Origin of the sequence: Phenylobacterium sp., from assembly GCF_020402505.1 — a bacterium.
Lineage (GTDB): Bacteria > Pseudomonadota > Alphaproteobacteria > Caulobacterales > Caulobacteraceae > Phenylobacterium.
In genome coordinates this window covers 1-26,937 of record NZ_JADBZL010000027.1, presented here as the reverse complement: position 1 = coordinate 26,937, position 26,937 = coordinate 1, and the positions used below count along the sequence as shown (strand labels likewise).

Annotated in this window: 25 protein-coding genes and 1 tRNA gene; 20 read left to right on the top strand and 6 right to left on the bottom strand. The window is 68.3% G+C overall.

What is annotated here, in order from left to right:
• The 4 genes from IM632_RS02575 to pseI form a co-directional block, all read left to right on the top strand.
• Window positions 1-1,356 (top strand): 2-oxoacid:acceptor oxidoreductase subunit alpha (locus IM632_RS02575; RefSeq protein ID WP_296551977.1); only part of this gene is annotated, 1,356 nt, incomplete at its 5' end.
• The gene (locus IM632_RS02570) at window positions 1,353-2,408 is read left to right on the top strand and encodes a 2-oxoacid:ferredoxin oxidoreductase subunit beta (RefSeq protein ID WP_296479696.1); all 1,056 of its coding nucleotides are present in this window, start codon (window positions 1,353-1,355) and stop codon (window positions 2,406-2,408) included. The genes IM632_RS02575 and IM632_RS02570, both read left to right, overlap by 4 nt.
• Before the next feature lie 23 nt (window positions 2,409-2,431).
• Entirely contained in the window at window positions 2,432-3,313 is an 882-nt protein-coding gene (locus IM632_RS02565; RefSeq protein WP_296479695.1) for an MBL fold metallo-hydrolase, read from the top strand.
• Window positions 3,314-3,384: 71 nt separating this feature from the next.
• Complete coding sequence (gene pseI, locus IM632_RS02560; protein WP_296479694.1) at window positions 3,385-4,452, top strand: pseudaminic acid synthase; 1,068 nt, start codon at window positions 3,385-3,387, stop codon at window positions 4,450-4,452.
• 6 nt (window positions 4,453-4,458) lie between these two features.
• On the opposite strand, the gene IM632_RS02555 is transcribed toward pseI, so the two are convergent.
• Window positions 4,459-5,154: a glycosyltransferase family protein gene (locus IM632_RS02555; protein WP_296532318.1), complete on the bottom strand. Its 696-nt coding sequence runs from the start codon at window positions 5,152-5,154 to the stop codon at window positions 4,459-4,461.
• 119 nt (window positions 5,155-5,273) lie between these two features.
• Here IM632_RS02555 and IM632_RS02550 point away from each other — a divergent pair, with 119 nt between their 5' ends.
• The 11 genes from IM632_RS02550 to IM632_RS02500 all read left to right on the top strand — a co-directional run bounded on the left by IM632_RS02550 (window position 5,274) and on the right by IM632_RS02500 (window position 14,630).
• Window positions 5,274-5,939 carry a DUF969 family protein gene (locus tag IM632_RS02550; protein WP_296479692.1) on the top strand — a complete coding sequence of 222 codons (666 nt, stop codon included), beginning with the start codon at window positions 5,274-5,276 and terminating at the stop codon, window positions 5,937-5,939.
• Window positions 5,936-6,895: a DUF979 domain-containing protein gene (locus IM632_RS02545; RefSeq protein ID WP_296479691.1), complete on the top strand. Its 960-nt coding sequence runs from the start codon at window positions 5,936-5,938 to the stop codon at window positions 6,893-6,895. The genes IM632_RS02550 and IM632_RS02545 overlap by 4 nt, the downstream gene beginning before the upstream one ends.
• Window positions 6,867-7,883: a DUF2891 domain-containing protein gene (locus tag IM632_RS02540; protein ID WP_296479690.1), complete on the top strand. Its 1,017-nt coding sequence runs from the start codon at window positions 6,867-6,869 to the stop codon at window positions 7,881-7,883. The genes IM632_RS02545 and IM632_RS02540 overlap by 29 nt, the downstream gene beginning before the upstream one ends.
• Window positions 7,880-8,812, top strand: a complete 933-nt coding sequence (locus IM632_RS02535; RefSeq protein WP_296479689.1) for an L-threonylcarbamoyladenylate synthase — start codon at window positions 7,880-7,882, stop codon at window positions 8,810-8,812. The genes IM632_RS02540 and IM632_RS02535 overlap by 4 nt, the downstream gene beginning before the upstream one ends.
• A 46-nt stretch (window positions 8,813-8,858) precedes the next feature.
• Window positions 8,859-10,268: an FAD-binding oxidoreductase gene (locus IM632_RS02530; protein ID WP_296498054.1), complete on the top strand. Its 1,410-nt coding sequence runs from the start codon at window positions 8,859-8,861 to the stop codon at window positions 10,266-10,268.
• 10 nt (window positions 10,269-10,278) lie between these two features.
• Window positions 10,279-11,070 (top strand): peroxide stress protein YaaA, encoded by a 792-nt coding sequence (gene yaaA, locus IM632_RS02525; protein WP_296479563.1) that lies wholly within the window; start codon window positions 10,279-10,281, stop codon window positions 11,068-11,070.
• A 4-nt stretch (window positions 11,071-11,074) separates the two neighbouring features.
• A complete protein-coding gene (locus tag IM632_RS02520) occupies window positions 11,075-11,872 on the top strand; it encodes a 3-hydroxybutyrate dehydrogenase (protein WP_296479562.1) in 798 nt (265 codons plus the stop codon).
• A gap of 87 nt (window positions 11,873-11,959) precedes the next feature.
• Window positions 11,960-12,286 (top strand): PadR family transcriptional regulator, encoded by a 327-nt coding sequence (locus IM632_RS02515; RefSeq protein WP_293513910.1) that lies wholly within the window; start codon window positions 11,960-11,962, stop codon window positions 12,284-12,286.
• Entirely contained in the window at window positions 12,283-12,858 is a 576-nt protein-coding gene (locus IM632_RS02510) for a DUF1700 domain-containing protein (RefSeq protein WP_293520995.1), read from the top strand. The genes IM632_RS02515 and IM632_RS02510 overlap by 4 nt, the downstream gene beginning before the upstream one ends.
• Window positions 12,855-13,601 (top strand): DUF2807 domain-containing protein, encoded by a 747-nt coding sequence (locus tag IM632_RS02505; RefSeq protein ID WP_296479561.1) that lies wholly within the window; start codon window positions 12,855-12,857, stop codon window positions 13,599-13,601. Before IM632_RS02510 ends, IM632_RS02505 begins: the two co-directional genes overlap by 4 nt.
• A 243-nt stretch (window positions 13,602-13,844) precedes the next feature.
• On the top strand, window positions 13,845-14,630 hold the full coding sequence (locus tag IM632_RS02500) for an SDR family oxidoreductase (protein ID WP_296479560.1): 786 nt from the start codon (window positions 13,845-13,847) through the stop codon (window positions 14,628-14,630).
• 10 nt (window positions 14,631-14,640) lie between these two features.
• On the opposite strand, the gene metZ is transcribed toward IM632_RS02500, so the two are convergent.
• Window positions 14,641-15,825: an O-succinylhomoserine sulfhydrylase gene (gene metZ, locus IM632_RS02495; protein WP_296479559.1), complete on the bottom strand. Its 1,185-nt coding sequence runs from the start codon at window positions 15,823-15,825 to the stop codon at window positions 14,641-14,643.
• A gap of 107 nt (window positions 15,826-15,932) precedes the next feature.
• Here metZ and IM632_RS02490 point away from each other — a divergent pair, with 107 nt between their 5' ends.
• Window positions 15,933-16,955 carry a 2'-deoxycytidine 5'-triphosphate deaminase gene (locus tag IM632_RS02490; protein ID WP_296479558.1) on the top strand — a complete coding sequence of 341 codons (1,023 nt, stop codon included), beginning with the start codon at window positions 15,933-15,935 and terminating at the stop codon, window positions 16,953-16,955.
• Window positions 16,956-16,969: 14 nt separating this feature from the next.
• Here the strand turns inward: IM632_RS02490 and IM632_RS02485 are convergent, their stop codons facing one another.
• Window positions 16,970-17,833: a hypothetical protein gene (locus IM632_RS02485; protein ID WP_296479557.1), complete on the bottom strand. Its 864-nt coding sequence runs from the start codon at window positions 17,831-17,833 to the stop codon at window positions 16,970-16,972.
• 103 nt (window positions 17,834-17,936) lie between these two features.
• Between IM632_RS02485 and IM632_RS02480 the strand changes: the two genes are divergently transcribed.
• The 4 genes from IM632_RS02480 (at window position 17,937) to IM632_RS02465 (ending at window position 22,269) form a co-directional block, all read left to right on the top strand.
• Window positions 17,937-18,011, top strand: a tRNA-Gly gene (locus IM632_RS02480).
• 193 nt (window positions 18,012-18,204) lie between these two features.
• Window positions 18,205-18,891 (top strand): response regulator transcription factor, encoded by a 687-nt coding sequence (locus tag IM632_RS02475; RefSeq protein WP_293541067.1) that lies wholly within the window; start codon window positions 18,205-18,207, stop codon window positions 18,889-18,891.
• Complete coding sequence (locus IM632_RS02470) at window positions 18,888-20,027, top strand: HAMP domain-containing sensor histidine kinase (RefSeq protein ID WP_296479556.1); 1,140 nt, start codon at window positions 18,888-18,890, stop codon at window positions 20,025-20,027. The genes IM632_RS02475 and IM632_RS02470 overlap by 4 nt, the downstream gene beginning before the upstream one ends.
• A gap of 193 nt (window positions 20,028-20,220) precedes the next feature.
• Window positions 20,221-22,269 (top strand): TonB-dependent receptor, encoded by a 2,049-nt coding sequence (locus IM632_RS02465; RefSeq protein WP_366817249.1) that lies wholly within the window; start codon window positions 20,221-20,223, stop codon window positions 22,267-22,269.
• A 39-nt stretch (window positions 22,270-22,308) separates the two neighbouring features.
• Here IM632_RS02465 and IM632_RS02460 read toward each other — a convergent pair whose 3' ends face one another.
• The 3 genes from IM632_RS02460 to IM632_RS02450 form a co-directional block, all read right to left on the bottom strand.
• On the bottom strand, window positions 22,309-23,337 hold the full coding sequence (locus IM632_RS02460; protein ID WP_296479554.1) for a phytase: 1,029 nt from the start codon (window positions 23,335-23,337) through the stop codon (window positions 22,309-22,311).
• Window positions 23,337-26,114: a TonB-dependent receptor gene (locus IM632_RS02455; RefSeq protein ID WP_296498052.1), complete on the bottom strand. Its 2,778-nt coding sequence runs from the start codon at window positions 26,112-26,114 to the stop codon at window positions 23,337-23,339. The genes IM632_RS02460 and IM632_RS02455 overlap by 1 nt, the downstream gene beginning before the upstream one ends.
• A 137-nt stretch (window positions 26,115-26,251) precedes the next feature.
• Window positions 26,252-26,674: a PaaI family thioesterase gene (locus IM632_RS02450; protein ID WP_293515759.1), complete on the bottom strand. Its 423-nt coding sequence runs from the start codon at window positions 26,672-26,674 to the stop codon at window positions 26,252-26,254.
• Window positions 26,675-26,937 lie beyond the last annotated feature (263 nt).

The window sequence follows — 26,937 nt, the reverse complement described above, 5'->3', positions numbered from 1 at the left end:
GAGCAGTTCGAGGGCCGCGAGAAGCTCATCAAGGCCAATATCGACGCCTTGCACATGGGCCGCGACTGGGTGCGGGACAACATGGCCCCCCTGGGGCTCCAGGTCCGCCGGGCCGACGCCGTCGGCGACCGGATCTTCATCGAGGGCAACCAGGCCGCCGGATTGGGCGCGGTCTACGGCGGGGCCACGGTCTGCGCCTGGTATCCCATCACGCCCTCCACCTCGCTGGCGGAGGCTTTCACCAGCTACTGCCAGGACCTGCGCGTCGACCCGCAGACCGGCAAGGCCAACTTCGCCATCGTCCAGGCTGAGGACGAGATCGCCTCCATCGGCGTGGTCATCGGCGCCGGGTGGAACGGCGCCCGGGCCTTCACCTGCACCTCGGGACCCGGCGTCTCGCTCATGACCGAGTTCATCGGCCTGTCCTATTTCGCAGAGATTCCGGCGGTCATCTTCGACGTCCAGCGGGGTGGGCCTTCCACCGGCATGCCGACCCGGACCCAGCAGGCGGACCTCATCGGGGCCGCCTACGCCAGCCACGGGGACACCAAGCATCCCATGCTGCTGCCCATGGATCCCGGCGAATGCTTCACCTTCGCGGCCCAGGCCTTCGACCTCGCGGACCGGCTGCAGACCACGGTTTTTGTCATGCTCGACCTCGACATGGGCATGAACGAGTGGCTGACCGAGCCCTTCAAGTGGGACGACAGCCGCCGGATGGACCGCGGCAAGGTCATGACCTACGAGGAACTGGAGGCTGGCCGCGACTTCGGCCGCTACCTCGACGTCGACGGCGATGGCATTCCCTATCGGACCTATCCCGGCGTCCATCCCAACCGGGGCGGGTACTTCACCCGCGGCACGTCGCGAAACCCCTACGCCCGGTATTCCGAGGAGGGGTCGGTCTACGTCGACAACGTCCAGCGTCTGCTGCGCAAGTTCGAGACCGCCAAGTCCCTGGTCCCGGCGCCGGAGCTGCGCCCGGCCAGCGCGCCGACCCGGGACGGGGTGATCTACTACGGCTCCACGGGGCCGGCCATGCACGAGGCCCTCGGCCTCTTCGAGCGACAGGGCCGACGGCTGGACGCTTTGCGCATCCGCGCCTTCCCCTTCTCTTCCGAGGTGGATGACTTCCTCGCCAGCCACGACCGGATCTTCGTGGTCGAGCAGAACCGCGACGCCCAGCTGCGCACCCTGCTGATGGCGGAGAACGGCGGCGACCCCAACCGGCTCGTACCCGTCCTTCACTTCGATGGGACGCCCATTACCGCCCGCTTCATCGTCTCCTCCATCACCAGCCTGATGGATGCAACCCAGCCGCCGGGCTCGCGCCCGCTCCGGGAGGCCGCCGAATGACCTACATCGCCAAGCCCAAGCTGCATCACCCGGCCCTGGCCCCGAACGGCCTGGGCTACCTGCGACGGGACTACGAAGGGTCGGTCTCGACCCTCTGCGCCGGCTGCGGCCACGACTCGATCTCGGCGGCCATCATCCAGGCCGCCTACGAGCTGGACCTGCCGCCCCACCGGGTGGCCAAGCTGTCCGGGATCGGCTGCTCGTCCAAGACGCCGGACTACTTCCTGGGCAACTCGCACGGCTTCAACACCGTGCACGGGCGCATGCCCTCGGTCCTCACCGGCGCCAACCTGGCCAACCGGGAGCTGATCTACCTCGGCGTCTCGGGCGACGGGGACTCGGCCTCCATCGGTCTGGGCCAGTTCGCCCACGCCATCCGGCGCGGGGTCAACATGACCTACATTGTCGAGAACAACGGGGTGTACGGCCTGACCAAGGGCCAGTTCTCCGCCACCTCGGACCGGGGTTCGAAGTCCAAGCGCGGCGTGGTCAACCACGACTCTGCCATCGACATGGTCAGCCTCGCCCTCCAGCTGGGCGCGACCTTCGTGGCGCGCTCCTTCTCCGGCGACAAGGCCCAGCTGGTGCCGCTGATCAAGGCCGCCCTGCGCCACCCCGGCCCCGCCTTCATCGATACCCTCAGCCCCTGCGTACAGTTCAATAACCACGCCGGCTCGACCAAGAGCTACGACTATGTCCGCGAGCACAACGAGGCGGTGAACCGCCTGGACGTGATCGCCGAGCGCCAGCCCATCGAGGTCGACTACGAGCCCGGTACGACCATCTCTGTCACCCAGCACGATGGCTCGGTTCTGTCCCTCCACAAGCTGTCGGACCACTACGACCCGACGGACCGGATCGCCGCCATGGCCTACCTGGCCCAGCGTCAGGCGGCGGGCGAGATTGTCACGGGACTGCTCTACGTGGACCCGGAGCCCGGCGACCTGCATGGCGCCCTGGGCACCACCGACCGGCCGCTGAACAGCCTGTCCGACGCTGACCTGGTGCCCGGCCAGGCGGCTCTGGACCAGATCAACGCCGGCCTGCGCTAGGCCAGGCCGGAGGGGAGGGCGTCATGCTCAGGTGGCGGATCGGCGAGGTGACGGTCACCCGCGTCGTCGAGATGGAGATGCCGGTCGTCTACAATCCCCGGCGGGCCTTCCTTGCCGAGGCGACGCCGGAGGCGCTGCGTGAAATCCCCTGGCTGTTTCCGCACTATGTGACACCGGAGGGACACCTGCGCCTGTCCATCCACGCCCTCCTCGTCGAGGCGCCCGGTCTGCGGCTGGTGGTGGACACCTGCATCGGCAACGACCGTCCGCGGAGCCTTGTCGGCGGACAGGCCCTGTCCACGGACTTCCTGAAATCCTTCGAGGCGACCGGCTGGACCCGCGACAGCGTCGACGCCGTGGTCTGCACCCACCTGCACGTCGATCACGTCGGCTGGAATACGATGCGGCAGGGCGACCGCTGGGTCCCCACCTTCCCCAAGGCCCGCTACCTGATCGGCCGGCGGGAATACGACCACTGGAGCGCCGAGGGAGATGACGAGCAGCAGGCGATCCTGTCGGACTCCATCCGCCCGGTCTTCGAGGCCGGCCTGGTGGACTTCGTCGAGATGGACCACGTGATCTCGCCCGAAGTCCGGCTGGTCCCCACCCCCGGCCATACGCCGGGCCATGTCAGCGTCCGGATCGAGTCCGGCGGCGAGACCGCCCTGATCACCGGCGACATGGTCCACCACCCCTGCCAGATGGCGCACCCGGAATGGTCGCCGCCCTTCGACAGCGACCCGCAGGCCTCCGCAGTGATGCGGCGGCAAGTCTTCGACGGGGCCGCCGACCAACCCATCCTGGTGATCGGGACCCACTTCGCCGCGCCGACCGCGGGCCACGTGCGCCGGGACGGGGCCGCCTTCCGCTTCGAGGGCGCCCCATCGAAGACGCCGGACGCCTGACTCGCTGGCCCCGGCCCGTCTGCGGCCCCATATTCCCTGGGCGAATCGCACGCAGGAGATGGGGTGATCCCATGAGCCAGACCCTGGCCCACATCGCCGGCAGGCCCATCGGCCCGGGGCATCCCCCCTATGTGGTCGCCGAGATGTCCGGGAACCACAACGGAGACCTGCGTCGGGCCCTGGACCTGATCTCGGCGGCGGCCGACGCCGGCGCGGATGCGGTCAAGATCCAGACCTACACCGCCGATACCATCACCCTGGACCATGACGGCCCTGGCTTCCGCATCGAGGGCGGACTCTGGGACGGGCGGCGCCTGCACGAGCTTTACGCCGAGGCGCATACGCCCTGGGACTGGCATGCGCCCATGTTCGCCCACGCCCGGTCCCGCGGTGTGACCCTGTTCTCCTCGCCCTTCGACTTCACGGCGGTGGATCTCCTCGAGAGCCTGGACGCCCCGGCGTACAAGATCGCATCCTTCGAGCTGGTCGACCTGCCCCTTGTCCGCCGGTGCGCGGCAACGGGTCGCCCCCTGGTCATGTCGACGGGAATGGCCTCCGAGGCCGAGATCGCTGAAGCGGTGGCGGCCGCCCGCGGCGCCGGGGCGAGGGACCTCGTCGTCCTGCACTGCACCAGCGCCTACCCAGCGCCGATGTCCAGCATGAACCTCGTGACCCTGCCGGACATGGCCGAGCGGTTCGGGGTGATGACGGGCCTGTCCGACCACACCCTTGGGACAGCGGCCTCGGTCGCCGCCGTGGCCCTCGGCGCCGTTTTCATCGAGAAGCACTTCACCCTGAGCCGCGCCGAGGGCGGCGTCGACTCCGCCTTCTCCCTGGAGCCGGATGAGCTGGCTGAGCTGGTGCAGAGCTGCCGGGGCGCCTGGGAGGCCCTGGGCGGGGTCGCCTATGGTCCGGGTGACGCCGAGGCCGGCAACGCCGGCATGCGCCGCTCACTCTATGTCAGCGCGCCGGTCCGGAAGGGCGAAGCCTTCACGGCGGACAACGTGCGCTCGGTCCGGCCCGGCCATGGCCTGCCGCCGAAGCACCTGGAAGCTGTCATCGGCCGCCGGGCGACCCGGGACATTCCCTTCGGCGAGCCCCTCGGCTGGGACATGGTCGAGGGCGACCCGCCGGGCTGAGCCGCTTCAGGCGTCGGCTTCCCGCCGGGAAAAGGGCAGGGCGAGGACGTCGTCCGAGCTGAAGGCCGGGTTGGCGGGGTAGAGCGCCGCATAGACCCGCTCCACGAAGTCGAAGTCCGCCGGAAGGTCTACCGTCCATCGGAACGCGCTCAGGTCCGGTTCCCGGACGAGGTCGCTCCGTCGGAAGGGCGACCCGGGGCCGTAGATCCACGGCGTGACATGCTCGCGGTCATGGGCGGAGGTCGCCTCCCGGCCCGCCCGTCTCAGGACGTCCGCCGTGAAGACCTCCACGTCCAGGCCCCGGGGATAGGTGCGGACCTGTCCGTTCGAGGCGTAGTCGAAGCCCCCCTCCCGCCGCAGGACCACGCAGGCGTCGATAACCCCGGGATCGGCGAGGGGGCAGTCGGCGGTCAGCCGCACAAGGTCCCCATGAAGCCCCAGCGCGTCCGCAGCCTGAACGAACCGGCCGAGGACGTCGTCGAGCGGTCCGCGGACAACCTCCACCGCCGCTTCGGCCAGGGTCGCCGCGAGGATGTCGTCCGAGGCGTCCTGGCTGGTCGCCACGACGATCCGCTCCAACTCGCGGCAGCGGCGCAGGCGTTCGATCTGCCTCAGGATCATGGGTTGTCCGAGAAGGGGCTTGAGGACCTTGCCGGGAAGGCGGCTGGAGCTCATCCGCGCCTGAAGAATCGCCGTGGCCATGGCGGCCTCCCGTTGTGTCCGGGGCCATCAATAGACCCGCCTCCGCCCGGCGCAAGACACCCCCGCGACCCCGCCGGCGACTCGGGTCTAGACTGGGCCGGAGGGAAGGGAATCCGACCATGCTGGTGCTTCTGGGCGTGCTTCTCGTGGTGGCGGGCTTCGCTGTCGGGCTGAACCCGCTTCTGGTCGTCCTGGCCTCGGCCCTCGCCACCGGCCTGGCGGCGGGGCTGTCTCCGGTTGAGGTGCTGGCGGCTTTCGGCAAGGCCTTCAACGAGAACCGATATGTCAGCGCCGCCTGGCTGATCCTGCCGGTGATCGGCGTGTTGGAGCGGTCCGGCCTGCATGAGGCCGCTCGCGGCCTCATCTCCCGCCTGAGGTCGGTCACCTTCGCGCGGCTGATTCTGGCCTACCTGCTGTTCCGCCAGGTGACGGCGGCCCTCGGCCTGACCTCCATCGCCGGCCAGACCCAGACCATCCGACCGATCATCGCCCCCATGGCCGAGGCCGCCCGGGCCGCCGAGACGGGCGAAGCCGCCCTGGATGCCGCCGAGACCCAGAGGGTTCGGGCCTTCGCCGCCGGGACCGACAACATCGGGCTCTTCTTCGGCGAGGACATCTTCCTGGCCATCGGCTCCATCCTCCTGATGGTCGGCTTCCTCGAGCAGAACGGGATCACGGTGGAGCCCCTCCACCTGTCGGTCTGGGCCATCCCGACCGCCATAGCCGCCTTCCTTGTCCACGGCGCGCGCATCCTCCTGTTCGGCCGCCGGGGGACGCGCCCGTGATCGGTCTCTCCCAGGTCTACGCCCTGGCGGGCCTCGTCTTCGCCGGCTTCGCGGTGATGAGTCTGCGCGACGCCGCCAATCCGCGCCGACGGCGCAACGCCCTCTTCTGGGGGCTGTTCGCCCTTTCCTTCCTCGCGGGCGACCATCTGGGCGATCTTGGCAACGGCGTGCTTGTCCTGGTGATGGCGTTGGCCGCCGCCTTCGGTCTTGGGCGCAGCGGGACGACGGCCGGCGATGGGGAGGCGCGCGCGGCCTCCGCCCGCACCTACGGCCTGCGGCTCTTCCTGCCGGCTCTGATGATCCCCGTCATCGTTCTGGCCGGGAGCCTTGGGGTGAGGCACGGCGGCGCACTCGCCGCCGCCCTGGTCGATCCCGGTCAGGCCACACTGGTCGCCCTCGGCTTCGCCACCCTCCTTGTCGCCGGCCTGTCCGTGCGCATGTTCCGGCAGCCCGTCCTTTCGCCTCTGACCGAGGGCCTGCGCCTCGCCGACACGGTGGGCTGGATGGCCCTTCTGCCGCAGATGCTGGCGGCCCTGGGCGCCGTCTTCGCCCTCGCCGGGGTCGGGACCGTGGTCGGCGAGACGGTGACCCGGGTCTTCCCCTTGGACACCCGGCTGGCGGCGGTGGCGGTCTACTGCCTGGGCATGGCGGGCTTCACCGTACTGATGGGCAACGCCTTCGCCGCCTTCCCGGTGATGACGGCGGGCGTGGCCCTGCCCATCCTGGTCAAGTTTTATGGAGGCGATCCTGCGGCCATCTGCGCCATCGGCATGCTGTCGGGCTTCTGCGGCACCCTGCTGACGCCTCTGGCCGCGAATTTCAACCTGGCCCCCGCCGCCCTCCTTGACCTGGACGACCGTTTCGCCGTCATCCGGGCCCAGGCGCCGACTGCGGTGGTCCTCCTGCTCGTCAACACGGTCCTGATGCATGTCCTCGCCTTCCCGGCTCACCCCTGAGATCGCCGCAGGCTTCGCCCGGATCGCCCTCGGGCACGTCACCCGGCCCTGGCCCTACAAGCTGGACCAGGTGCTGGCGGGCGAAGAAGACCTTGCCAGTCCGCAGCGCCTGCACCCGATCTTCTTCGGCAGCTTCGACTGGCACTCCTGCGTCCACGGCTACTGGACCCTTGCGGCGGTGCGTCGCCGCTTCCCCGACCACCCTGTCGCCGCCGAGATCGCCGCCCGCTTCGCCCAGGCCTTCACGGAGGACGCCGTGGAGGGCGAGCGCGCCTTCCTGCGCCGGCCCACGGCCCGGGGCTTCGAGCGGCCCTATGGCTGGGCCTGGCTCCTGAAGCTGCAGGCCGAACTCCTCGGGCTCGACGGTCCCTGGGCGACGCGCCTCGCCCCCCTGGCCGCCGACTTCGCCGACCGGTTCCGGGCCCACCTGCCCCTCGCCGCCTACCCGGTTCGCACGGGGGTGCATTCTTCTACGGCCTTCGCCCTGGCCCTGGCCCTCGACTACGCCGCGTCGGCCGGAGACAGCGAACTTGGCGACCTACTCCGGGGCAAGGCCCTGTCCTGGTACGCCGGGGACCGGGACTGCCAGGCCTGGGAGCCCTCCGGCGAGGACTTCCTGTCGCCCGCCCTGATGGAGGCCGAGTGCCTTCGCCGGGTGCTCCCCCGCGACGACTTCCGCGCCTGGTTCGCCAGCTTCCTGCCGCGGGCCGCCGAGGGCGCGCCCGCCAGCCTCTTCATCCCCGCCAGCGTCAGTGACCGCAGCGATGGCAAGATCGCCCACCTGGACGGCCTGAACCTTTCCCGGGCCTGGTGCTGGCGGAGCATCGCCTCCGCCCTCGCAACCGGGGATCCCGTCGCGGAGGCCGCCCGCGCCGCCGCCCGGATTCACCTCGAGGCCAGCCTGCCGCATGTGGCGGGCGACTATATGGGCGAGCACTGGCTGGCCAGCTTCGCCCTCCTGGCCCTGACGGCGGGGGAGGGGGCGTGAGCGCGCCTCAGAAAGGATCACCGGCTTCAGCGGCCCTCGCCCTTCGTCAGGGCCGGCTGGTCATCCTTCCCACCGAGACCGTCTATGGCCTCGCCGCGGATGCCGGAAATCCGCGCGCCGTGGCCTCGGTCTACGCCGCCAAGGGACGACCGGCCTTCAATCCCCTGATCGCCCACGTCGCCGACATCGACGCGGCCCGGCGCATCGCGGTCTTCGGCCCTGACGCGGAGATCCTCGCCGCCGCCTTCTGGCCGGGTCCCCTGACCCTCGTCCTGCCGGTCCAGCCTGGCGGCGCGGTTTGCGATCTCGCCCGGGCGGGCCTCGACACCGTGGCGGTGCGGGTTCCGGCCCATCCCCTGGCCCGGGCGGTGCTTGAGGCCTTCGGCGGCCCCGTCGCCGCCCCCTCGGCCAACCGGTCCGGCCGGCCCAGTCCCACCACCTTCGACGCCGCCCTAGAGGAAACCGGTCCGGCCGCCGCTGTCGCCCTCGACGGCGGCCCCTGCGAGGTGGGGCTGGAGTCCACCGTCGTGGCCCTCCTCGACACGCCGCGCCTCCTGCGCCCCGGAAGGGTGACGCGGGACCAGGTCGAGGCCCTGGTGGGCCCCCTGGCGGAGGCGGAGGCCGACGCCCGACGCTCGCCTGGCCGGCTCACCCGGCACTACGCCCCGGAGGCGCCGGTCCGGCTGGACGCCCGCGACCTTCGGTCGGGGGAGGTCTATCTGGCCTTTGGCCCTGCACCCGACGACGCTGGCGTGCTCAATCTCAGTCCCTCGGGCGACCTCGTCGAGGCGGCTGCGAACCTCTTCGCCTTCCTGCGTGAGGCGGACGCCCGGCGGCCCGCGGGCATCGCCATCGCCCCCATCCCTCACGAGGGCCTGGGCGAGGCCATCAACGACCGCCTCCGGAGAGCCGCCGGCGCGGTCGGATGAACGCGGCGCTCTGGCTTCCCGGACGACGAGCGCCTACCTTCCTCCCATGATCTCCGCCCCCTCCGACGCCTTTCTCGACCGGCTCAAGGCCCTTGTCGGCCCTGCGGGCTGGGCTGACGACCCGGAGATCCTCGCACCGTGGCTGGTCGAGTGGCGCGATCGCTGGAGCGGCTCCACTCCCCTCATGCTTTCTCCGGCTTCGACGGAGGAGACCGCCGCCATTGTCCGGCTCTGCGCCGCAGAGGGCGCCCCCCTGGTCGTCCAGGGCGGCAATACCGGCCTTGTCGGCGGCCAGATTCCCCAGGGCGAAATCCTGCTCTCCACCCGCCGGATGCGCGCCATACGGGATGTCGATCCGGTCGATGACGTTCTTGTCGCAGAGGCCGGAGTCACCCTGGCCGAGGTCCAGGCGGCCGCCGAGGCGGCGGGGCGCCGCTTTCCCCTCAGCCTCGCCTCGGAAGGCAGCGCCACCCTCGGCGGGGTCATCTCCACCAACGCCGGGGGCGTCGCCGTGCTGAGGTTCGGGACCGCCCGAGACCTTGTCCTCGGCCTTGAGGCGGTGCTGCCCAGCGGAGAGGTCTGGCGGGGCCTCAGGCGCCTGCGCAAGGACAATACCGGCTACGACCTGCGAGGGCTCCTGTCCGGCGCGGAGGGCACTCTCGGCGTGATCACGGCCGCCAGCGTCAAACTTTTCCCCCGGCCCGCGGGCCGCGCCGTCGCCATGGTGGCGGTCGAGAGCCCGCAGGCGGCCCTGGACCTCCTGTCGCGCGCCCGCCGGGTCGCCGACGCCGGCCTCGAGGCCTTCGAACTGATGGCCCGCCAGGGGGTCGACTTCGCCCTGCGCAACGTCCCCGGCCAGCGGGACCCGCTGACCGGCGGCCCGCCGTGGCGGGTTCTGCTTGAACTGGCCTCCCCGGACTCCGGCGCCGCCGCGCGCCTGATGGAGGACCTCCTCGCAGAGGCCTGCTCAGACGGCGTAGCGGGGGAGGCCGTCATCGCCGCCAGCGAAGCCCAGGCCGCGGCCTTCTGGTCCCTCCGCGAGAATCAGTCCGCCGCCCAGAAGCCTGAGGGGGCGACCTGGAAACACGACATCTCGGTGCCGGTGAGCCAGGTCCCGGCCTTCATCCGGCTGGCGGGTGAGGCCATGGCCGCCTTCGCCCCGGGTTGCCGGATCAGCGCCTTTGGCCACGTTGGCGACGGCAACATCCACTTCGACGTCCTGCGGGCCGAGGGCGGGGACGACGCGGCCCACCTCGCTCGGCGCGCCGAGGGCCAGGCCCGGGTCCACGACATCGCCATCGCCCTGGGCGGATCGGTCTCGGCCGAGCATGGTCTGGGCGTCATGAAGGCCGACGAGGCCCGCCGCCAGAAGGACTCCGCCGAGATCGCCCTTCTGTCAGCGATCCGCGCCACCCTCGATCCGGGCCGCATCCTCAACCCGCGCGTGCTATTCTGAGAGTCGCACCATGCTGATCCTCCTTTCCCCCGCCAAGGCGATGGACTTCTCGCCGCCCCCGGTCCAGGCGCCCATGACCCGTCCGGTCCTGGAAGCCGAGACCGCCCGCCTCGCGGAGTCCACGCGCCGCCTCTCCGTGGCCCAGCTCCGCGCCCTGATGGACCTTTCCGAGAAGCTGGCGGTGCTGAACCGCGAACGCTTCCAGGCCTTCGACCCCGCCGCGGACGGCGCCCTGCAGGCGGCTTTCGCCTTCAATGGCGACGTCTACGCCGGCCTGAGAGCGCGCGAGCTTGAACCCGACGCCCTCGCCTGGGCCCAGGACCATGTCCGTATCCTCTCGGGCCTCTACGGAGTCCTGAAGCCCCTCGACGGCATCCAGCCCTATCGGCTTGAGATGGGTTCACCCCTGCAGACCCGCCGCGGAAAGACCCTCTACGCCTTCTGGGGCGACCGCATCGGCAAGGCCCTGGCCGCCGACCTCGAGGGCCGCCCCGACCCGGTCGTGGTCAACGCCGCCTCCCAGGAATACGCCTCGGCCGTGGACCGCAAGGCCCTGCGCGCCCGGGTCGTGGAGGTCCGGTTCCTGGAGGAGAAGGACGGCCGCGCCAAGATCATCAGCTTCTTCGCCAAGCGGGCGAGGGGCGCCCTGGCGCGTTTCGCCATCGACAACCGGATCGAGCGGGCGGACGATCTGAGGGCCTTCGACCGCGACGGCTATCGTTACCTGGCCGCGGAATCCTCGGCCGACGTCTGGGTGTTCTCCCGGCCGCAACCCGCGCCCGTCGGCGCCGACAAGGAGTAGGCCCATGGCCGTCGACTACAAGCTTGAAGGTCATGTGGCGGTCGTTACCGGATCCACCAGCGGCATTGGCCAGGCCCTCGCCACGGCTCTGGCCGAGCAGGGGGTCAACGTCGTGCTCAACGGCCTGGGCGATCCGGCGAAGATCGAGGCCGAGCGTCAGGCCCTGCAGGCCCGGACCAACGCCGCCGTCCGCTACCATCCCGCCGACATGACCAAGCCGGAGGAGATCAAGGACCTGATCGCTTACGCCGTGCGTGAGTTCGGGCGGCTGGACATCCTGGTCAATAACGCCGGCATTCAGCATGTCGCGCCGGTGGACGAGTTCCCGGAAGAGAAATGGGACGCCCTGATCGCCGTCATCCTGTCCTCGACCTTCCACGCCAGCCGGGCCGCCATCCCGGTGATGAAGGCCCAGGGCAGGGGGCGGATCATCAACATCGCCTCGGCCCACGGACTGGTGGCCTCGCCCTTCAAGGCGCCCTACGTGGCGGCCAAGTTCGGGGTGGTGGGTTTCACCAAGGGCCTGGCCGTCGAACTGGCGCGTACGGGCATCACCGCCAACGCCATCTGCCCCGGCTATGTGAAGACGCCGCTCATCGAGGCCCAGATCGTCGATCAGGCCAAGACGAGGGGCATCCCCGAGGATCGGGTGATGGAGGACGTCATCCTCGCCGCCCAGCCCACCAAGAAGTTCGTCGAGTACGAGCACCTTGCCGGCCTGCTGCTCTACCTGGCCTCGGACGTCGGCGCCTCCGCTACGGGGGCGGCCCTGTCCGTCGACGGAGGCTGGACCGCAACCTGACGAGGCAAGGTACCTTTTCGAAAAAGGTACCTTGCACTGACAGATACCTTGCGATAGACATCTCCTCAGAAGAAGGAGGCGTCTGTCTTGCCCGAAGCCGTACAGGTTCAGCTGAAGAGAGGGGTCCTGGAGCTCTGCGTCCTGGCCCTGCTCTCCCGCGCCGACGCCTACGCCTATGACATCGCTGCCCGCCTCGCGGCGGCGATCGACATGGGCGAAGGCACGATCTACCCGCTCATGCGCCGGATGCAGTCCGATGGACTGGTCGACACCTACCTGGTCGAAAGCTCTTCCGGTCCTCCCCGCAAATACTACAGGCTGACCCCCGCGGGTCGGAACAGCCTCGCCGCCCAGAAGGCGGAGTGGGTGTCCTTCTCCGTCGCAGTCGGCGAAATCCTTGGAGATGAAAAATGAGCCGTGAGCTCTTCCTGGGCCGGTTGAGGACCGGTCTCGCCGGCCTGCCGCCGGAAACGATCGACGACTATGTGGCCGACTACGCCGCCCACTTCGATGAAGGCGTCGCCGCCGGCCGAAGCGAGGCCGACGTGATGGCCGGACTGGGCGATCCGGGCCGGCTGGCTCGTGAACTCAAGGCCGAGGCGGGACTGAAGCGCTGGGAGACGGAGCGGAATCCGTCCTCGGCCGCCACGGCCATCTTCGGGTTGCTAGGTCTCGGTGCGATCGATGTCCTGATCATCCTGCCGATCCTTCTTCCAGTCCTCGGCGTGATCCTCGGGTTCGCCATTACCTCGGTGGTGGGCTTTGGCGCCGGCGCCTTCGTCTTTGTCCTCGGTCCGCTGGCCGGGGCTGTTCGTGACATTGGCGCCGCCATGCTTGCGGGACTGGGCGTCATGGCCGGTTCCGTGTCGGTCGGCGCGCTGACGGCGCTCGTGACTGTGGGCCTGGTCAATGCCCTTGTCTGGTATGGCCGCCTGCACCTGAAGCTTCTGAAACCCGCCCTTGAAGCTCAGGAGGTCCGCTCGTGATCCGCACACTCGCCCTCATCGCCGCCGCCGGCTTCGTCCTCTGCATCGGTTCCCTGGCCGGAGCCCTTGCGCTCGCCGGCGGGGCCGCTGGACTGAAGGACAGGGTCACCCAGTTCGCCAAGGAGGCGGACATCCATATCGCCTCGGACGACAACGAGATTTTCCTCGGTGATCCGGGACCGAGCACAACCCGCCAGATGCCCTGGAATGGCGCCGACACCCTGGAGATCGACGCCTTCGCCGAGGTCAACTACATCCAGGGACCCGCGGGGCGCATCAGCCTCGAAGGTCCTGCGGCCGTACTCGACAAGGTCTCGGTCCGGAACGGCAAGATCGAGTTTGATGGCCACCGCTGGAAAGGCGGCGCCCTCAAGGTGACCGTGGAAGCGCCCGCGGTCAGGCGTTTTGAACTCGACGGCGTTCAGGATCTCAAGATCACCGGCTACGACCAGGATACCCTTGAGATCGATCTGGGCGGGGCCGGCAGGGTCACGGCAGCCGGAAAGACCCGCCGGGTGGTGCTCGACATCTCGGGGACTGGCGCGGCCGACCTCACCGCACTCGAGGTGGAAGAAGCTGAGGTGGACCTGTCAGGAGCCGGCAAGGCGACCCTCGGGCCGAAGTCCTCGGCGAGGATCGATGTCTCCGGTATCGGCGAGATCGAACTGACCCGGAGACCGGCCCGTCTGGAACAGAACATCTCTGGTGCAGGCCGGGTGAGCCAGCCGGGTCTTCCTGGCTAGCGCTTGAGCCACGACTTGGGGCGGAAGGGGGACCTGCATGAACCCTTCCGCCTCTCTGACTGTTCGATCCCATGCGGCCTTCCCGACGCCGTCGGCCGCTCCGACCAGGGCCCGGGAAGGCTGCGAGCCTCTCGCAATGACGTCATCCACCTCGAATTTCCCGCGCTTGACCGTTGATCCGGCTTGACGCCCGCCGCCGCCTTGCGGCCCTTCATTCCGGACACAACAACGGGAGGATGACCCATGGCCTATCGGCCTTTTGATCTGACAGGAAAGGTGGCCCTGGTCACCGGTGGAAATGGCGGGATCGGCTTCGGCATGGTCGAGGCCCTGGCCCAGGCCGGGGCGGACGTGGTCATCTGGGGCTCCAACGGCAAGAAGAACGCCGCCGCCGCCGAGACCCTGAAGGACGCCGGCGTCCGGGTCCTGACCCAGGTGGTGGACGTGTCCGACGAGACCGCGGTGCGCGAGGGTATGGCCGAGGCGGTCCGCCAGATGGGCCGGATCGACACCGTGGTCGCCAACGCCGGCATCGGCGGCGGCGCCTCTTCCTTCGCCGACTTCCCCACGGAGACCTACCGCAGGGTGCTGGCGGTCAACCTGGACGGGGTCTTCTTCACATTCCGCGAGGCCTGCAAACACATGGTCGCCCGGGCCGAGGGCGGCGACAAGGCGGGCGGTTCCCTGGTGGTGATCTCCTCCCTGTCCGCCTACGACGGGGCCCCGCGCAACGAGGCCTACGCCGCCACCAAGGGGGCGGTGATCTCCATGATCCGGGCCATCGCCGTGGAACACGCGCGCTACGGCGTCCGCGCCAACGCCATCCTGCCCGGCTGGATCGCCACCGACATGACGGCTGGCGCCCAGGGCAATGACAAGTTCAACGACGCGGTGATCCGCCGCGTGCCCGTGCGCCGCTGGGGCCAGCCGGCGGACTTCGGCGGCATCGCCGTCTACCTGGCCTCCGACGCCTCGGCCTTCCACACCGGCGACAGCTTCCTGATCGACGGCGGCTACGGGATCTTCTGACGCCGCAGGGTCAGACCCTGTCGAGGGCCTGGGCGACGTCTTCGGCCAGGTCCTCGGCGTCCTCCAGGCCCACGCTCATCCGCACCCAGCCCTCCGTGAGGCCGATCTCCAGCCGTTCGGACTCCGACATGGAGCGATGGGTCGTGGTGCTAGGGTGCGTGGCCATGGACTTGGCGTCGCCCAGGTTGTTCGAGATATCGACGATCCCCAGGGCGTCCAGGAAGGCCCAGGCGCGCTCCCGCGTTCCCAGGTCGAAGGCCACGACATTGCCTGGCCCCGTCATCTGGCTAGCGATCAGGTTGGCCTGAGGGTGATCCTTCCGGCCGGGGAAGACCACCCGGCTGACCGCCGGATGGCTGGCCAGGGTCTCGGTGACCTTGCCGGCGTTGTCCGACTGGCGCCGCACGCGCAGGTCCAGGGTTTCCAGGCCTTTCAGCAAGACCCAGGAGTTAAAGGGCGACAGGGCGGGCCCAGTGTGCCGCAGGATGTCACGGTAGGCCTCTCCCATCAGCTCGGCGCCGCCCAGGATGGCGCCGCCCAGCACTCGGCCCTGACCATCGATATGCTTGGTCGCCGAATAGACGACGATGTCCGCCCCCAGCTCGAGGGGCTTCTGGAAGATGGGGGTGGCGAAGACGTTGTCCACCACCAGCCGGGCGCCGGCGGCGCGGGCGAGGGCGGCCACCTCGGCGATCGGGGTGACCTCCAGCAGCGGATTGGCCGGGCTCTCGACGAGGAAGGCGCGGGTGTTGGGGCGGACGGCGGCGGCCCAGGCGGCCGGGTCGGTGGCGTCGACGAAGGTCACATCCACGCCGAAGCGCGGCATCCAATGCGACAGGATCCAGCGGCAGGAGCCGAACAGGGCCCGGCCGGCCACCACGTGGTCGCCCGCCCGAACCAGCCCCTGCAGGGCCACATGCACCGCCGACATGCCCGAGGCCGTCGCCCGGCAGACCTCGGCGCCCTCCAGCAGGGCCAGCCGGTCCTCGAACATCTGCGTCGTCGGATTGCCGAAGCGCTGGTAGATGAAGCCCGGGTCCTCGCCAGAGAAACGCTGATCCGCCGCCGCCGCGCTGTCGTAGGCGAAGCTTTGGGTCAGATAGAGGGCCTCGGAGATCTCGCCATAGGGCGAGCGAGCCATGCCGCCGCGCACCAGTCGGGTCTGGGGGCGCCAGTCCTTCGGGCTCTGGGTCATGGTCGGTCTCCGTGTCAGGAGCCTGCTTCAACAGGGCTGGGCGCTGCAGGTCAAGCGGAGGTGCAGATGGCCTTGCCATTCGGCGCCCCGGCGGCGAGTGTCGCCCTATGTCCGACACTTCCGCTGCGGGGATTCTGCCCTGCCAGACCCTGGAGGCCCTGATCGCACAGGAGGCGATCACCGCCGTCCGCCCTTTCGATCCCGATCAGGTCCAGCCGGCCAGCCTTGACCTCCGCCTGGGCCTGCGCGCCTGGCGAGTGCGGGCCTCTTTCCTGCCCCGGCCTGGCCGCACCGTCGCCGACCGCCTGGCTGCCGTGGTCATGCACGAGATCGACCTGTCCGCCGGCGCCGTCCTCGAACGGGGCTGTGTCTATATCGCCGAGCTGCAGGAAGCTCTGGCCCTTCCCGCAGGCGTCTCGGCGCGGGCCAATCCCAAGAGCTCCACCGGCCGGCTTGACGTCTTCGTGCGCCTCCTCACCGACCACCAACCGGCCTTCGACGACGTGGCCGAAGGCTATCGGGGCCCGGCCTTCATCGAGATCGCCCCCCAGACCTTCTCGGTCCTGGTGCGCACCGGCACCCGGCTGAACCAGCTGCGCCTGAAGCGGGGCGAGCCCCCGCGCCTCGCCACGGTCAGCGTCGGGGTCGACCTGGAAAGCGAGGCCGTCGCCGGCTTCCGCGCCCGCCGCCACGCGGGCGTCGTCGACATGGACCGGGTCGGCGGCCACGACCCCCGGGACTTCTGGGAGCCTCTTGCGCCGCGTCGCGGGGAGCTGCTGCTGGACCCCGGCGAGTTCTACATCCTGGCCTCACGCGAGGCGGTGGAGATCCCCGTCCTGCAGGCGGCCGAGATGACCCCCATCGATCCCTCGGTGGGCGAGTTCCGGGTGCACTACGCCGGATTCTTTGACCCGGGGTTCGGCGCCGCCGAGGCGGGGGCTGCGGGCTCCCGGGGTGTGCTGGAGGTGCGCAGCCACGAGACGCCCTTCCTTTTGGAGCATGGCCAGACGGTGGCTCGCCTGGTCTACGAACCCCTGACCGAACGCCCCTCCCGACTCTATGGCGAGGGCGGGGGGCACTACCAAAAGCAGGGGCTGAAGCTCTCCAAGCATTTCCGCCCCTGGAGCTAGCGGGGCCCGGGGCGTCAGAGCCGTTCGCGGACCGGCAGCTTCATGGTCGAGAAACGGTCGTCGAGATGCTCGATCTCCAGGAATCCGGAGGACGCGCCGAAGGGCTTGTAGATCGAGAAGGTCTTGGCGATTCCCAGGGTGGCTGCGCTCTCCAGGGCGGAGACGAAGCTGCAGTCGCGGTCCATCCAGTGGGGCTGGCTCATCCAGTAGGACAGCTGGTCTCGGGTCAGGGCGTAGAACCCGGAATGCGGGTTGCGCGCTCGCTGGAAGACGCCGTTGCGGCCGAAGGGGGAGCCATAGAGGGTCTCCTCGTCGGCGACATGGGCCTTCAAGCGGTCCGAGACCGCCGGCGCCAGGTCCCCGTCGATATAGGTCTTGGGCGCATGACCGGCAGGGTTCAGCTCAACCCTGTTGGGCATGAGCACCCGCCGCGCCCCGAAGGTGCGGTTGAACCAGACGAGCTTGTCGACGAACGTCGGGTCGTTGATCTTCAGGTCGTCCTCGCTGAAGACGAACAGGTCGTAGAGGTTGCGCCAGGCGGCGAAGAGGCCCTGGGCGGTAAAGCCCAGCATGCGCGGGTCGTCGAGGTTGTGCTTGGCCACCTTGACGCCCATGGCTGTGCAGAAGTCCGGCGTCATCAGGTGCTTCTCGCCGGTGGTGGTGACCACGATGTCCACCGTGTCCTCAGACCTGGGCCCCATATGGAAGGCCCGGGCGCCCACGTCGAGCATGGCGCTGGGGCCGAAGTGCGCCCGCCAGCTGCGGATGGCGCCCTCCACCGCCGCCTTACGGTCAGCCTGGCGGCTGCCGTCCGTCGAGGCGTGCCGGGGCTTGGCCTCGGCGGCGAAGTAATGAGCGAAGATGACCAGAATGCGCATAGGACCCGCCGTCAGATGTCTCCTGCTTCCTACAGGCCGACGCGCCCTGGGGAAAGCCGCGGCCTTGAGCCCCGCCCTCCCGGGCTGTAAGGAGACAAGGCGCGCGGGCGTAGTTCAGAGGTAGAACGCAAGCTTCCCAAGCTTGATGTCAGGGGTTCGATTCCCCTCGCCCGCTCCAGTCCTTCCCGAGACGGTGCGGCCAAAACCAGCAGCCCAGACGAGCTTCCTCGCCGTCCGGCCCCCGGTCCAGGGGTGACGTCTCAAGGTGGACGAGCAAGGACCAACTCTGTGCGCGGCGCAATCGAACGGCAACCTTAAGCGGGTATTGTGGCTGCTTAGAACGGGGCAATCAGGCACAAGGTCGCGCCAGGATGGAAAGTGAACTGGATGGAGTTCGGGTCCTGATTGTGGAGGACGAACCGGCCATCGCCGATATCGTTGATGTCTTTCTCGGGCGCGAGAACGCCCTGCGGCTGATCGCAAGGGATGGCGATGACGCGCTCTCGGCGGCGGCCTATTGGCGACCCCAGCTGATCGTGCTCGACCTGAAGCTTCCGAAGCGCGATGGCTATGCGGTCCTTGCGGAGCTGCGCGCGCGCGGTGGGCCGCCGGTGATCATTCTCAGCGCCCTGGGAGAGGATGTCGATAAGCTCACGGGTTTCCGGCTGGGTTGTGACGACTACCTGGTCAAGCCCTTCAACCCGCTGGAGCTGATCGCGCGCGCCAAGGCGGTGCTACGGCGAAAGAACCTGCTGGAGCCGTCAAGGATTGTCACCCTGGGCGACCTGCAGGTCGATCTTGACCGCCATGTCGCCTCGGTGGGCGAAACCCTGCTGGAACTGACGCCCACCGAGTTTCGGATCCTGAGGGTGCTGGCCGAGCGGGCAGGTCGCCTGGTGTCGCGAGGACAACTGGTGGATTCCGCTATGGATGGCGAAGCCTTCGACAAGTCCGTGAATCCGCACATCAGCCGGCTTCGCCAGAAGCTTGAGGTGCTGGGGAACCTGCGTCTGGTCAGCGTACGCAGCGAGGGCTACCGGCTCGAGGTGTTTCAATGAAGACCCTGTCGCTGAAGTTCCAGATCGCCTCGGTCACCATCTTCAGCGCTATCGTCGGAGCGGTTGCCGCCCAGGTGCTTCCCGGTGCGGTCTTCTCCATGAGGGACTTCCTGTTCGAAGCGAGCCTTTCGCCGCGGGACAGGCTGGCGCTGGATCAACTCGAGCACATTGCGGGGCGGTGTTCTGCGGCCTTCATGGACTTCCGAGACTCTCTGGGCTTCCACACCTGGCGGCTGAGCTACGACCTTGTGGTCCTGCTTGTGGTGCTCGGGGCCGCCGTCGTCATGGGACTGGTCGCCTGGGGTCTCGCCGGTCGCCTCACACGCCCTCTCGAGATTCTGGCTGAGGCGGTGCGCCGGGTCGCGAATGGCGATCGCAGGCCGCCCCAGCTCTCTTCGGCCGCCACGTCGGAGGTCGCCGCCCTCAATGAGGATTTTGTGGCGATGACCGCCGCCCTGCGCTCGGCGGACGATGACCTGCGACTTCGGAGCGCGGCGCTCGCTCACGACATCCGTACGCCCCTCACCATCCTGCGAGGTCGCCTGGCGGGCCTCAAGGAAGGCCTCTTTACGGCGGACGACGCCTTCTGCGACGGACTCGTCGAACAGATCGGCTGGATCGATCTTCTGGTCTCGGATGTGAACGCGCTCGCGGATGCGCGCCAGGCCGGGACGGGCAAGCGGGAGAGGGTCGACCTCTGTGCGCTGGCGAAGGACAGCGTCGACTCCCTGCGTCCGGAGTTGGAGGCCAGCGGCGTTTCGTTGGCCCTGGACTCAGGAGAGAGCGTCTTTGTCGAGGCCGACCCAGGGCGCCTGCGTCGCGCCCTGCTGAATATCCTCCGGAATCTGATCCGCTATGCGCCTGGGGCGCCGGCGACCATCAAGGTGTTTGCAGACGGAGCCGACGCGGTTCTCAGGTGCACCGATCATGGCCCGGGCTGGCCGCCGGGCGACCCCCGCGCCCTTGCTGAACCCTTCGCCCGGGGTGATGAGTCCCGGTCCAGGCAAACGGGAGGTTCGGGGCTGGGCCTCTCGATCGTCCAGGCGACGGTTACGGCCTATGGCGGCGTCTTGAACCTCAGGCGAGGCGCCGAAGGCGGAGCCATCGTCGAGATCCGGTTGCCTCTCCTGCGCTGACGCAATCATTACGCAATCGTCGCGCAACCCGCTCGAACCCGTTCGCGCGCATCTGGTCTTCATCCCTTCCGTCAACTGCGACGGAGCCGGGGGGAGTTTCCAGAACAGGGTTCGGACAAGTCATGATGAAAATAGCGGTTTCCGGTTTCGCACGGCGAGTTCCGTTCGCCGAGCTGTTTGCTGGCGCTCGCTCATGAGGTTGCGCGCGGGCATCCCCCTGGCTGTCGCGGCGATGGCTCTTGCTTCGGCGACGCCCATTCTGGCTCTGGCATCCGAGCCGATGCAGGTGAAGAGCTACGCTCGGGAGTTCTTTGCTGACTTCGCCCCGAGTACGGCGCTCGACATGGTCGGAAGGGTCCCGGGCTTCACCCTCAATGAGGGAGAGACCCGGCGCGGTTTCGGCGATACGGGCGGAAACGTCCTGATCAACGGCGCGCGCCCCGGTTCGAAGTCTGGAGGTCCGCGAGAAGCGCTGTCGAGGATCCCGGCCTCAGCCGTCGTGAGGATCGATCTCGTCACCAACCCCACCACCAGCGAGGCCTCCGGACAGAGCGTCGTCGTGGACCTGATCCTGCGGGAAACCGCTGTCTCAGGCTCCTGGAGTGCATCCCTCACGCGCACTCGGGACGAGGCGCTGCGCCCGACCGTGAACGCCAGCCTTTCCGGGCCGATCGCCGACTGGCGCGCATCCGGGAGCATTCAGTTTCGCCCCTGGAGCGATCCCGCGGATGGAACGCGCCGGCGGACCGGGCCGGCGGTTGAATTGAAGCTCTTCGAACAGATGACTCGCGACGTGAACGGCGTGCAGCTAATGCTTTCGGGAGATGCGCGGCGCGAAGCGCTCGGCGGCGAATTCGTGGTGAATGGTCGGTTGGACGGGTATGACGTCGACGTGCGTTTCGCTCGGAGCGGCTTCATTGGACGCCTTCCGGCGGGGTCGGTCGATCAGCTTCAGGGAGTCTTTTTCGACGACCGGAGCTTGAACGCCGAGTTTGGCGCAGAGTGGACAAGGCGGCTTGCAGACGCAGCGACCTTCAAGGTGCTCAGTCTGGTCAGTTGGAGGCAGGAGGATTCCGACAGTGGAAGTCGGATCGAGAGGCCACTTGGAACCCGAACTTCCGAGACCCTCTCAATCTCTCGGCGGAATATGATCGAGTGGGTCGGCCGCGCGACGGTATCGGCGGGCGAAGGTCGCCTGCGCCAAGAGTTCGGGGGCGAGGCGGCCTTCAACAGGTTGGACTCGAAGCTGTCCTTAACCACCCGTGACTCTGCGGGGACGTTGATCCCGATATCCCTTCCGGCCGCCGATGTTGTCGTGGATGAATACCGTACGGAGGCGTTCCTTAACCTTGCTTACGATGTCTCTCCACGCTGGACGCTGGATGCAAAGGTGGCTTCGGAGTGGTCGGAAATCTCTGTGAGCGGCGACGCCCGCAATCGTCAGCGGCTTCAGTTTCTGAAGCCTGAGGTGTCCCTCTCCTGGCGCCCGGCGCCCGATCTCAGCGTCGTCGCCGGTGTTCGCCGGAGTGTCGGTCAGTTGGATTTCGACTCGTTTGCGGCTTCCGCCGAGGTCGGGGCCGACCGCACCCAGGGGGGTAACGCTCAACTCCGGCCGCAGACCGAGACGCGCGCCAGCCTGGACCTGGATGCGCGCGGACAGGGGGGATTGGCGCTGAACGCCGGCATTTTCCACGAGTGGCGTGAAGATGTTCTGGAGCCGATCATATTGCCCGGCGGCGACTTTGGCGTTGGGAATGCGAAGAGCGCCCGGGTCTGGGGCGCCAGGATCGGAGCCTCCACCTCCCTGTCGTGGCTCGCCCGGGGTATGCGTCTGGACGCAAACGGCGAATGGCGGGAGTCTGACTTCGACGATCCGCTGACAGGTCGCTCACGAAGGCTGACGAACTTTACGCCGTGGACCTATTCCGTCGAACTCCGACAGGACCTGCCGGAACGCAAGCTGTCCTGGAGTGCGAAGGTGTCCGGGGAAGACAAGCGGGTCAGCTACTACGTCCCTGAGTTCAGCGCCTTCGGCATGGACCCTGAGGTGCGCCTTACCGTGGAAAGCACCTACTGGCAGGACCTCAAGGTGAGCTTGACCGTTCTGAACCCTCTTGGCCGCCGATTTACGACCGACAGAACCTTTTTCTCGCCCACCCGCGGCTCAGCCGTCACAGGGCGCGAGGCCACGCGCGTGGAGGAGGGACCAGACGTATCTCTGACCGTGAAGCGTTCCTTCTGACCTCGCTGCGTCGCCTGGGGGCTGAACGCGCACAGGGCGTCAGGGTGCAGCGGCCCTGACCGCCTTCAGGATCTCCGCCCAGGAGGCCAGCTTGAAGTTCTGGGCGTCCGGCGCGTTGTTTCCATCCTGTGCGACAAAGAGGCCGTCGGGATAGATGCGGCTGAACCGGCCGGAAGCCAGGGCGATTCCGTCGGTCTCCTCAGTGTCGCCAATCGGTCCGCCAGAGATCCGGAACCGTCCGGCGGGCGCGAGGTCTGGCAGGCGATAAAGGGCATAGGCGTTGTCGCCCTGGCTGGAGACCACCAGCCAGCCGCCGGTGCGGCCCCTTGGCATGAGGGCCAGGCCCTCGACATCGGCCGTGAGCTGGACGTTGTCGACCCGGACGACGAGGCGGCCTTCCGTCGGGCCGCGGGGTCGTGCGTCAAAGGTCCAGACCCCGGCCGCTTCCTCGCCGACATAGAGGGTCCCGGTGCGGGGATCGACGACGCACCCCTCGGCCTGCGAAGGGACCTGCAGGGTCCTGACGAGCGTCCCGGAGGCGCCGGCCTTCGTCAGGTCAAGGCGGACCTGCACGATCTGCCCGTCCTTGAGCACGGAGAAGGCGTGAATCTCGCGCGCGAGGACGGCCAGGCAGACGCCATAGGCCTCCCCGGCGCCGCCTCCCGTTTCCCCGAGCGGAATGAGGGCGCCCCGGCGGGTGTCCAGGCGATAAAGCTTGAGCCGGGCCTGAGCGGGGTCGTTCCGGTCGGAGGCGACCACCAGGACGCCCCTGGAACCGAGGTCCAGGAGGTCGACATTGTTCACCCGGCCGGCCGGAGTGAAGTGCACGCTCTCGCCGGACAGGCGGTAGACGTAGAGCCCCGCCTTCTTGTCGGTGCCGACGATAAGGCTCTTCTCCGGATTGCGCCGATCACGCCAGATGGCGGGGTCGTCGGCGGCGTCGTCCGCGACAGTGCCCACCGGTGTGGTCTGGCCGCGGGCGGGGACGGAGACAGTCTGGGCCCCCGCCGGCCAGGACAGCGCACAGGCGAGAACGAGACCCATGCCTGTTGTGATGAAAGCCCGCATCAGAAGGTCACCCGCACCCCGCCGGCGAAGCGACGGCCGAACCGCTCGTACTCGATAGTGTAGATATCCGTGAAGCCGGTGGGGACCCCGGTGGCGGTCAGCAGGTTACCAGGCTCGGCGAAGCGGCGGCCCGGATTGTCGAGCAGGTTCGTCGCGTCGAAATAGACCTCGACGTTCTTGTTCACCTCGTACCGGGCCGAGAAGTCCAGTTCGTCGTCGGCATCCCAGTAGGTGTCCCCGGCGTCGGCCAGGTCGTCTGCAAAGCCATCCAGCCAGGCGGAGCGCTTCTGATAGCTGAGCCGCAGGGACAGACCGTACTTCTCGTAATAGCCGCTGACATTGTAGACCTCGTCCGAGGTCCCCGGCAGGCGCAGCTTGCGCACCGGGATCGAGCCGATGGCCGGCTTCAGAACCCTGCTGTTGTTGAAGGTGGCGTTGGCGCTGACCCCGAAACCGCCCATCCAGTCCGGGACGCCCAGACTCTCCACCCAGGGTTCAAGCTGGAACTGTGCGGCCAGCTCCAGACCCACAAGGCGCCCGTCCCCGCCATTGGTGATCCCCGAGAAGATGTAGCCCGAGCGGTCGATCCCGTTGCTGTTCAGCGCATCTGAGCCGAAGGTCCGGGTCTGGCGGTAGAGGACGTCTTCCACCCGTTTGAAGAAGACGCCGGCCATCAGGTAGCCCTGCGGTTCGACATACCATTCCAGATAGGCGTCAAAGCCGCTGGCCAGTTCGGGGCGGACTGCAGGATTGCCGCCTGAGATGGTCTGGTTGGCGTCATTCACTGTGACGTTGGGGCGCAGCTGATCATAGTCGGCCCGGGCTGCGCCGCTGTTGTACGACAGGCGCAGCTTCTTGGACTCGTCCAGGTTCACGTTCACATGGAGGCTCGGGAAGACGAGCGTCCGGTCGGACTCGGCGGTTACCGGGCCCGTCACGCCGGCCACCGTCGCCACCGCGGTCCCGCGATTCTTCAGGTTCTCGACCCGGACGCCGCCGATGGCCGAGCCCCAGTCCCACTTCACCGTGCCCATGGCGTAGCCGGCTAGGGCCTGCTCGCGGACCTCGAAGTTATTCCCGGTGACCGGGTTGAAGGTGTAGGCCTTGCGCGCGGCGCCAGCGGCTGCGCGCATCTTGTCCGCATCAAAATAGCGGAAGGTGTAGTCCATCGGGATTTTGCCGAGGAAGGCCTGGTCCAGCGAGAAGGCGTTGTAGTCGGTCGGGATACCGATAGCGGTGAACTGGGCGGCCTGGTTCACCACCAGGTTTTTCTCATCCGCCACCTTGGTGCGCTGATCGTATTGCAGCCCCACCCGGAAGGTGGCTTCGCCACCGAGGAACTCGGCTTCCTTTGCGACCCAGACCCGGCCGGTGTAGGCCGTGGTGGTGTCTACGGCGTCCAGGACGGTGAGCGCTGTGAGGGGCTTGGTGAAGGTGTCGATCGCCTTCACTGGCGTCCCGGCCTGGTAGCGGGTGGGGCTGGACAGCTGCAGCGTCGTCGACAGCAGCAGCCGGGACCGATTGGGATCGGTGAAATCGTATGCCACCGTCGGACGAAGGGTACGTGTGCTAGGGCTGTCCCAGCTGGCATCCCCGACAACCCCGCGATCATCCGTGGACTCGGTATAATTGGCCAGCCAGTTCAAGGTCCACCCGCCGTCAAATCCGTGCTGGCCCTCCAGGGTGTTGGTGAAGATCGACTGCTCGAAGGCGCGCAGGGTCGAGCGCTGGCGGATGTCGATCCCGTAGACGGTTCCCTTCAGCGGGGTGTTCCCGATACAGACATCCGCATAGCCGGTGTTGGTCGGGGTCGGGTTGGTGGTCGCGGCGCAGGCATCGGCCAAGGGCGCCAGGTCCGACTGGCGATCATCGAGGTCGAAGCGGTAGTTGTCCCGCATCTCGTCGTCCGTGAAGGTCGTGTAGATCGACCGGAAGGAGATCTGATTGTCGCCCTGGCGCCAGTCGCCCCGGCCTGAGACCGACCAGTTCTTTCGGGTCAGCCTGTAGAGCTTGTTCTCAGCCTCATGCGCCCAGAAGCGGGTCAGGTTCCCCGGGCGCTGGTCCTGCGAGACCCGCTCAAAGTCGGTCTCGAAGTTGTCGGTCACCATGTCCCGCTGGAAATAGGAGGCGGAGAATACGAAGCCGACCTCGCCGTCACCCAGGTCATACCGGTTGGAGGCGACGCCATAGGCCTCGTACTGGGGCTTGTCGCCAAGTTCGGCGACGCCGTAGCCCGCCTTGGCGCCGAGCTTCAGGCCCGGATAGTCGAAGGCGGAGCGGGTGATGATGTTGACATTGCCGGAGACGGTCTCGCCCGGCATGTCCGGCGTCACCGCCTTGGACACGATGATCTGCGAGGCGATGGCCGAGGGGACGGAGTCGAACCGGGCGTCGCGACCCTCGGGGCTGACCACGTTGATCCCGTCGAAGCTGAGGGTGGTCCAGTAGTTCGGGGCGCCGCGCAGGCTCACATAGCGGGCCTGGCCCTGGTCGCGCTCGACGGCCACGCCGGGCAGGCGGCTGGCGGCCTGGGCGATATTCTGGTCCGGCAGGCGGCCAACGCTGTCCGAGGCGGCCACGGCCACCAGGGAGTCGGAAAGTTTCTGGGTGCGAAGAGCGGCGGCTTCGGACTCCGCGATCGGCCGCGAAGCGGTGATCACGAGCTCGCTGACCGTTCCAGATCGGCTCTCCTGGGCCTGGGCCGCCAACGGCGCCGCCAGGGCGGTGCTGCAAAGGAGGGCGAGGCGGAGCGCCGCCGAAGGGGTCGGGAGTTTCATGCCATTCATCCTTCCGGGGGAATCCGGGCCGCGTGACAGCGGTCGGACTCTTCCTTTGGCGAGGATTCATGGCTGTCGGACGACAGTCCGGTGACGGTTCTGTTTCAGTGGCGCCTGGGGCACACCCTGACCGAGTGTCAGCCCGCCGCCGCCCGTGAACCGGCCTCGACCTTTGCGCGGGGGATCAGTCGGATCGTCGAGGTGGCCTTGGCCAGGACCTCGCCGGCGGCGTTGAGGAGCCTGCCCTCGGCGAAGCAGGTGGACTTGCCGGCGCGCTCGATCCAGGCTTCGGCGAGGACCAGGCCCGGGCGGGCGGGGGCGAAGAAACTGACCTTGAGTTCGAGAGACATCGGCGTCATGTCGCCGCCGCCCGCCATGGCGGCGTGGGCCATGGCCGCATCGATCCAGCCGCAGATGAAACCGCCCTGCACGACCCCGCCGGAATGGCACATATGCGCGCCCGCCAGATACTCGATGGCGGCCCGGCCCGGCTCGAAGGTCACCAGCCTCTGTTGGCCGAGGGTCTTCTGGAGGTCCTGGAGGGGAGGCGAATCCGTCATGGCGGGTCCTCGAACTGGCAACCAAAGCGCGAAGGGTCATGCACTAACAACGCGCTGACGTCGAGGTTCGATGCGCCGCGCGCGTAACCTTCTTGCAACCTGCTGCGTCTAGAGTCCCGGTGACGAAAGAAACCTTGGGTGGCGCATGGTTCCCCTGAGCCGGGATCTGGTGGTCCTTGTCATCGACGACAACATCGGGATGCGAAGCATCATGAAGGCTGTCCTGCGGGCGCTTGGATTCCTCGTGATCCGGCAAGCCAATG

Excerpts from the sequence above, each read along its gene's own strand:
- IM632_RS02500 (WP_296479560.1), top strand. The coding sequence starts at position 13,845 with ATGGCCTATCGGCCTTTTGATCTGACAGGAAAGGTGGCCCTGGTCACC.
- IM632_RS02550 (WP_296479692.1), top strand. The coding sequence starts at position 5,274 with ATGCTGGTGCTTCTGGGCGTGCTTCTCGTGGTGGCGGGCTTCGCTGTC.
- yaaA (WP_296479563.1), top strand. The coding sequence starts at position 10,279 with ATGCTGATCCTCCTTTCCCCCGCCAAGGCGATGGACTTCTCGCCGCCC.
- IM632_RS02455 (WP_296498052.1), bottom strand. The coding sequence starts at position 26,114 with ATGAAACTCCCGACCCCTTCGGCGGCGCTCCGCCTCGCCCTCCTTTGC.
- IM632_RS02510 (WP_293520995.1), top strand. The coding sequence starts at position 12,283 with ATGAGCCGTGAGCTCTTCCTGGGCCGGTTGAGGACCGGTCTCGCCGGC.
- IM632_RS02570 (WP_296479696.1), top strand. The coding sequence starts at position 1,353 with ATGACCTACATCGCCAAGCCCAAGCTGCATCACCCGGCCCTGGCCCCG.
- IM632_RS02470 (WP_296479556.1), top strand. The coding sequence starts at position 18,888 with ATGAAGACCCTGTCGCTGAAGTTCCAGATCGCCTCGGTCACCATCTTC.
- metZ (WP_296479559.1), bottom strand. The coding sequence starts at position 15,825 with ATGACCCAGAGCCCGAAGGACTGGCGCCCCCAGACCCGACTGGTGCGC.
- IM632_RS02540 (WP_296479690.1), top strand. The coding sequence starts at position 6,867 with ATGTCCTCGCCTTCCCGGCTCACCCCTGAGATCGCCGCAGGCTTCGCC.
- IM632_RS02490 (WP_296479558.1), top strand. The coding sequence starts at position 15,933 with ATGTCCGACACTTCCGCTGCGGGGATTCTGCCCTGCCAGACCCTGGAG.
- IM632_RS02520 (WP_296479562.1), top strand. The coding sequence starts at position 11,075 with ATGGCCGTCGACTACAAGCTTGAAGGTCATGTGGCGGTCGTTACCGGA.
- IM632_RS02485 (WP_296479557.1), bottom strand. The coding sequence starts at position 17,833 with ATGCGCATTCTGGTCATCTTCGCTCATTACTTCGCCGCCGAGGCCAAG.
- IM632_RS02475 (WP_293541067.1), top strand. The coding sequence starts at position 18,205 with ATGGAAAGTGAACTGGATGGAGTTCGGGTCCTGATTGTGGAGGACGAA.
- IM632_RS02450 (WP_293515759.1), bottom strand. The coding sequence starts at position 26,674 with ATGACGGATTCGCCTCCCCTCCAGGACCTCCAGAAGACCCTCGGCCAA.
- pseI (WP_296479694.1), top strand. The coding sequence starts at position 3,385 with ATGAGCCAGACCCTGGCCCACATCGCCGGCAGGCCCATCGGCCCGGGG.
- IM632_RS02530 (WP_296498054.1), top strand. The coding sequence starts at position 8,859 with ATGATCTCCGCCCCCTCCGACGCCTTTCTCGACCGGCTCAAGGCCCTT.
- IM632_RS02565 (WP_296479695.1), top strand. The coding sequence starts at position 2,432 with ATGCTCAGGTGGCGGATCGGCGAGGTGACGGTCACCCGCGTCGTCGAG.
- IM632_RS02465 (WP_366817249.1), top strand. The coding sequence starts at position 20,221 with ATGAGGTTGCGCGCGGGCATCCCCCTGGCTGTCGCGGCGATGGCTCTT.
- IM632_RS02555 (WP_296532318.1), bottom strand. The coding sequence starts at position 5,154 with ATGGCCACGGCGATTCTTCAGGCGCGGATGAGCTCCAGCCGCCTTCCC.
- IM632_RS02460 (WP_296479554.1), bottom strand. The coding sequence starts at position 23,337 with ATGCGGGCTTTCATCACAACAGGCATGGGTCTCGTTCTCGCCTGTGCG.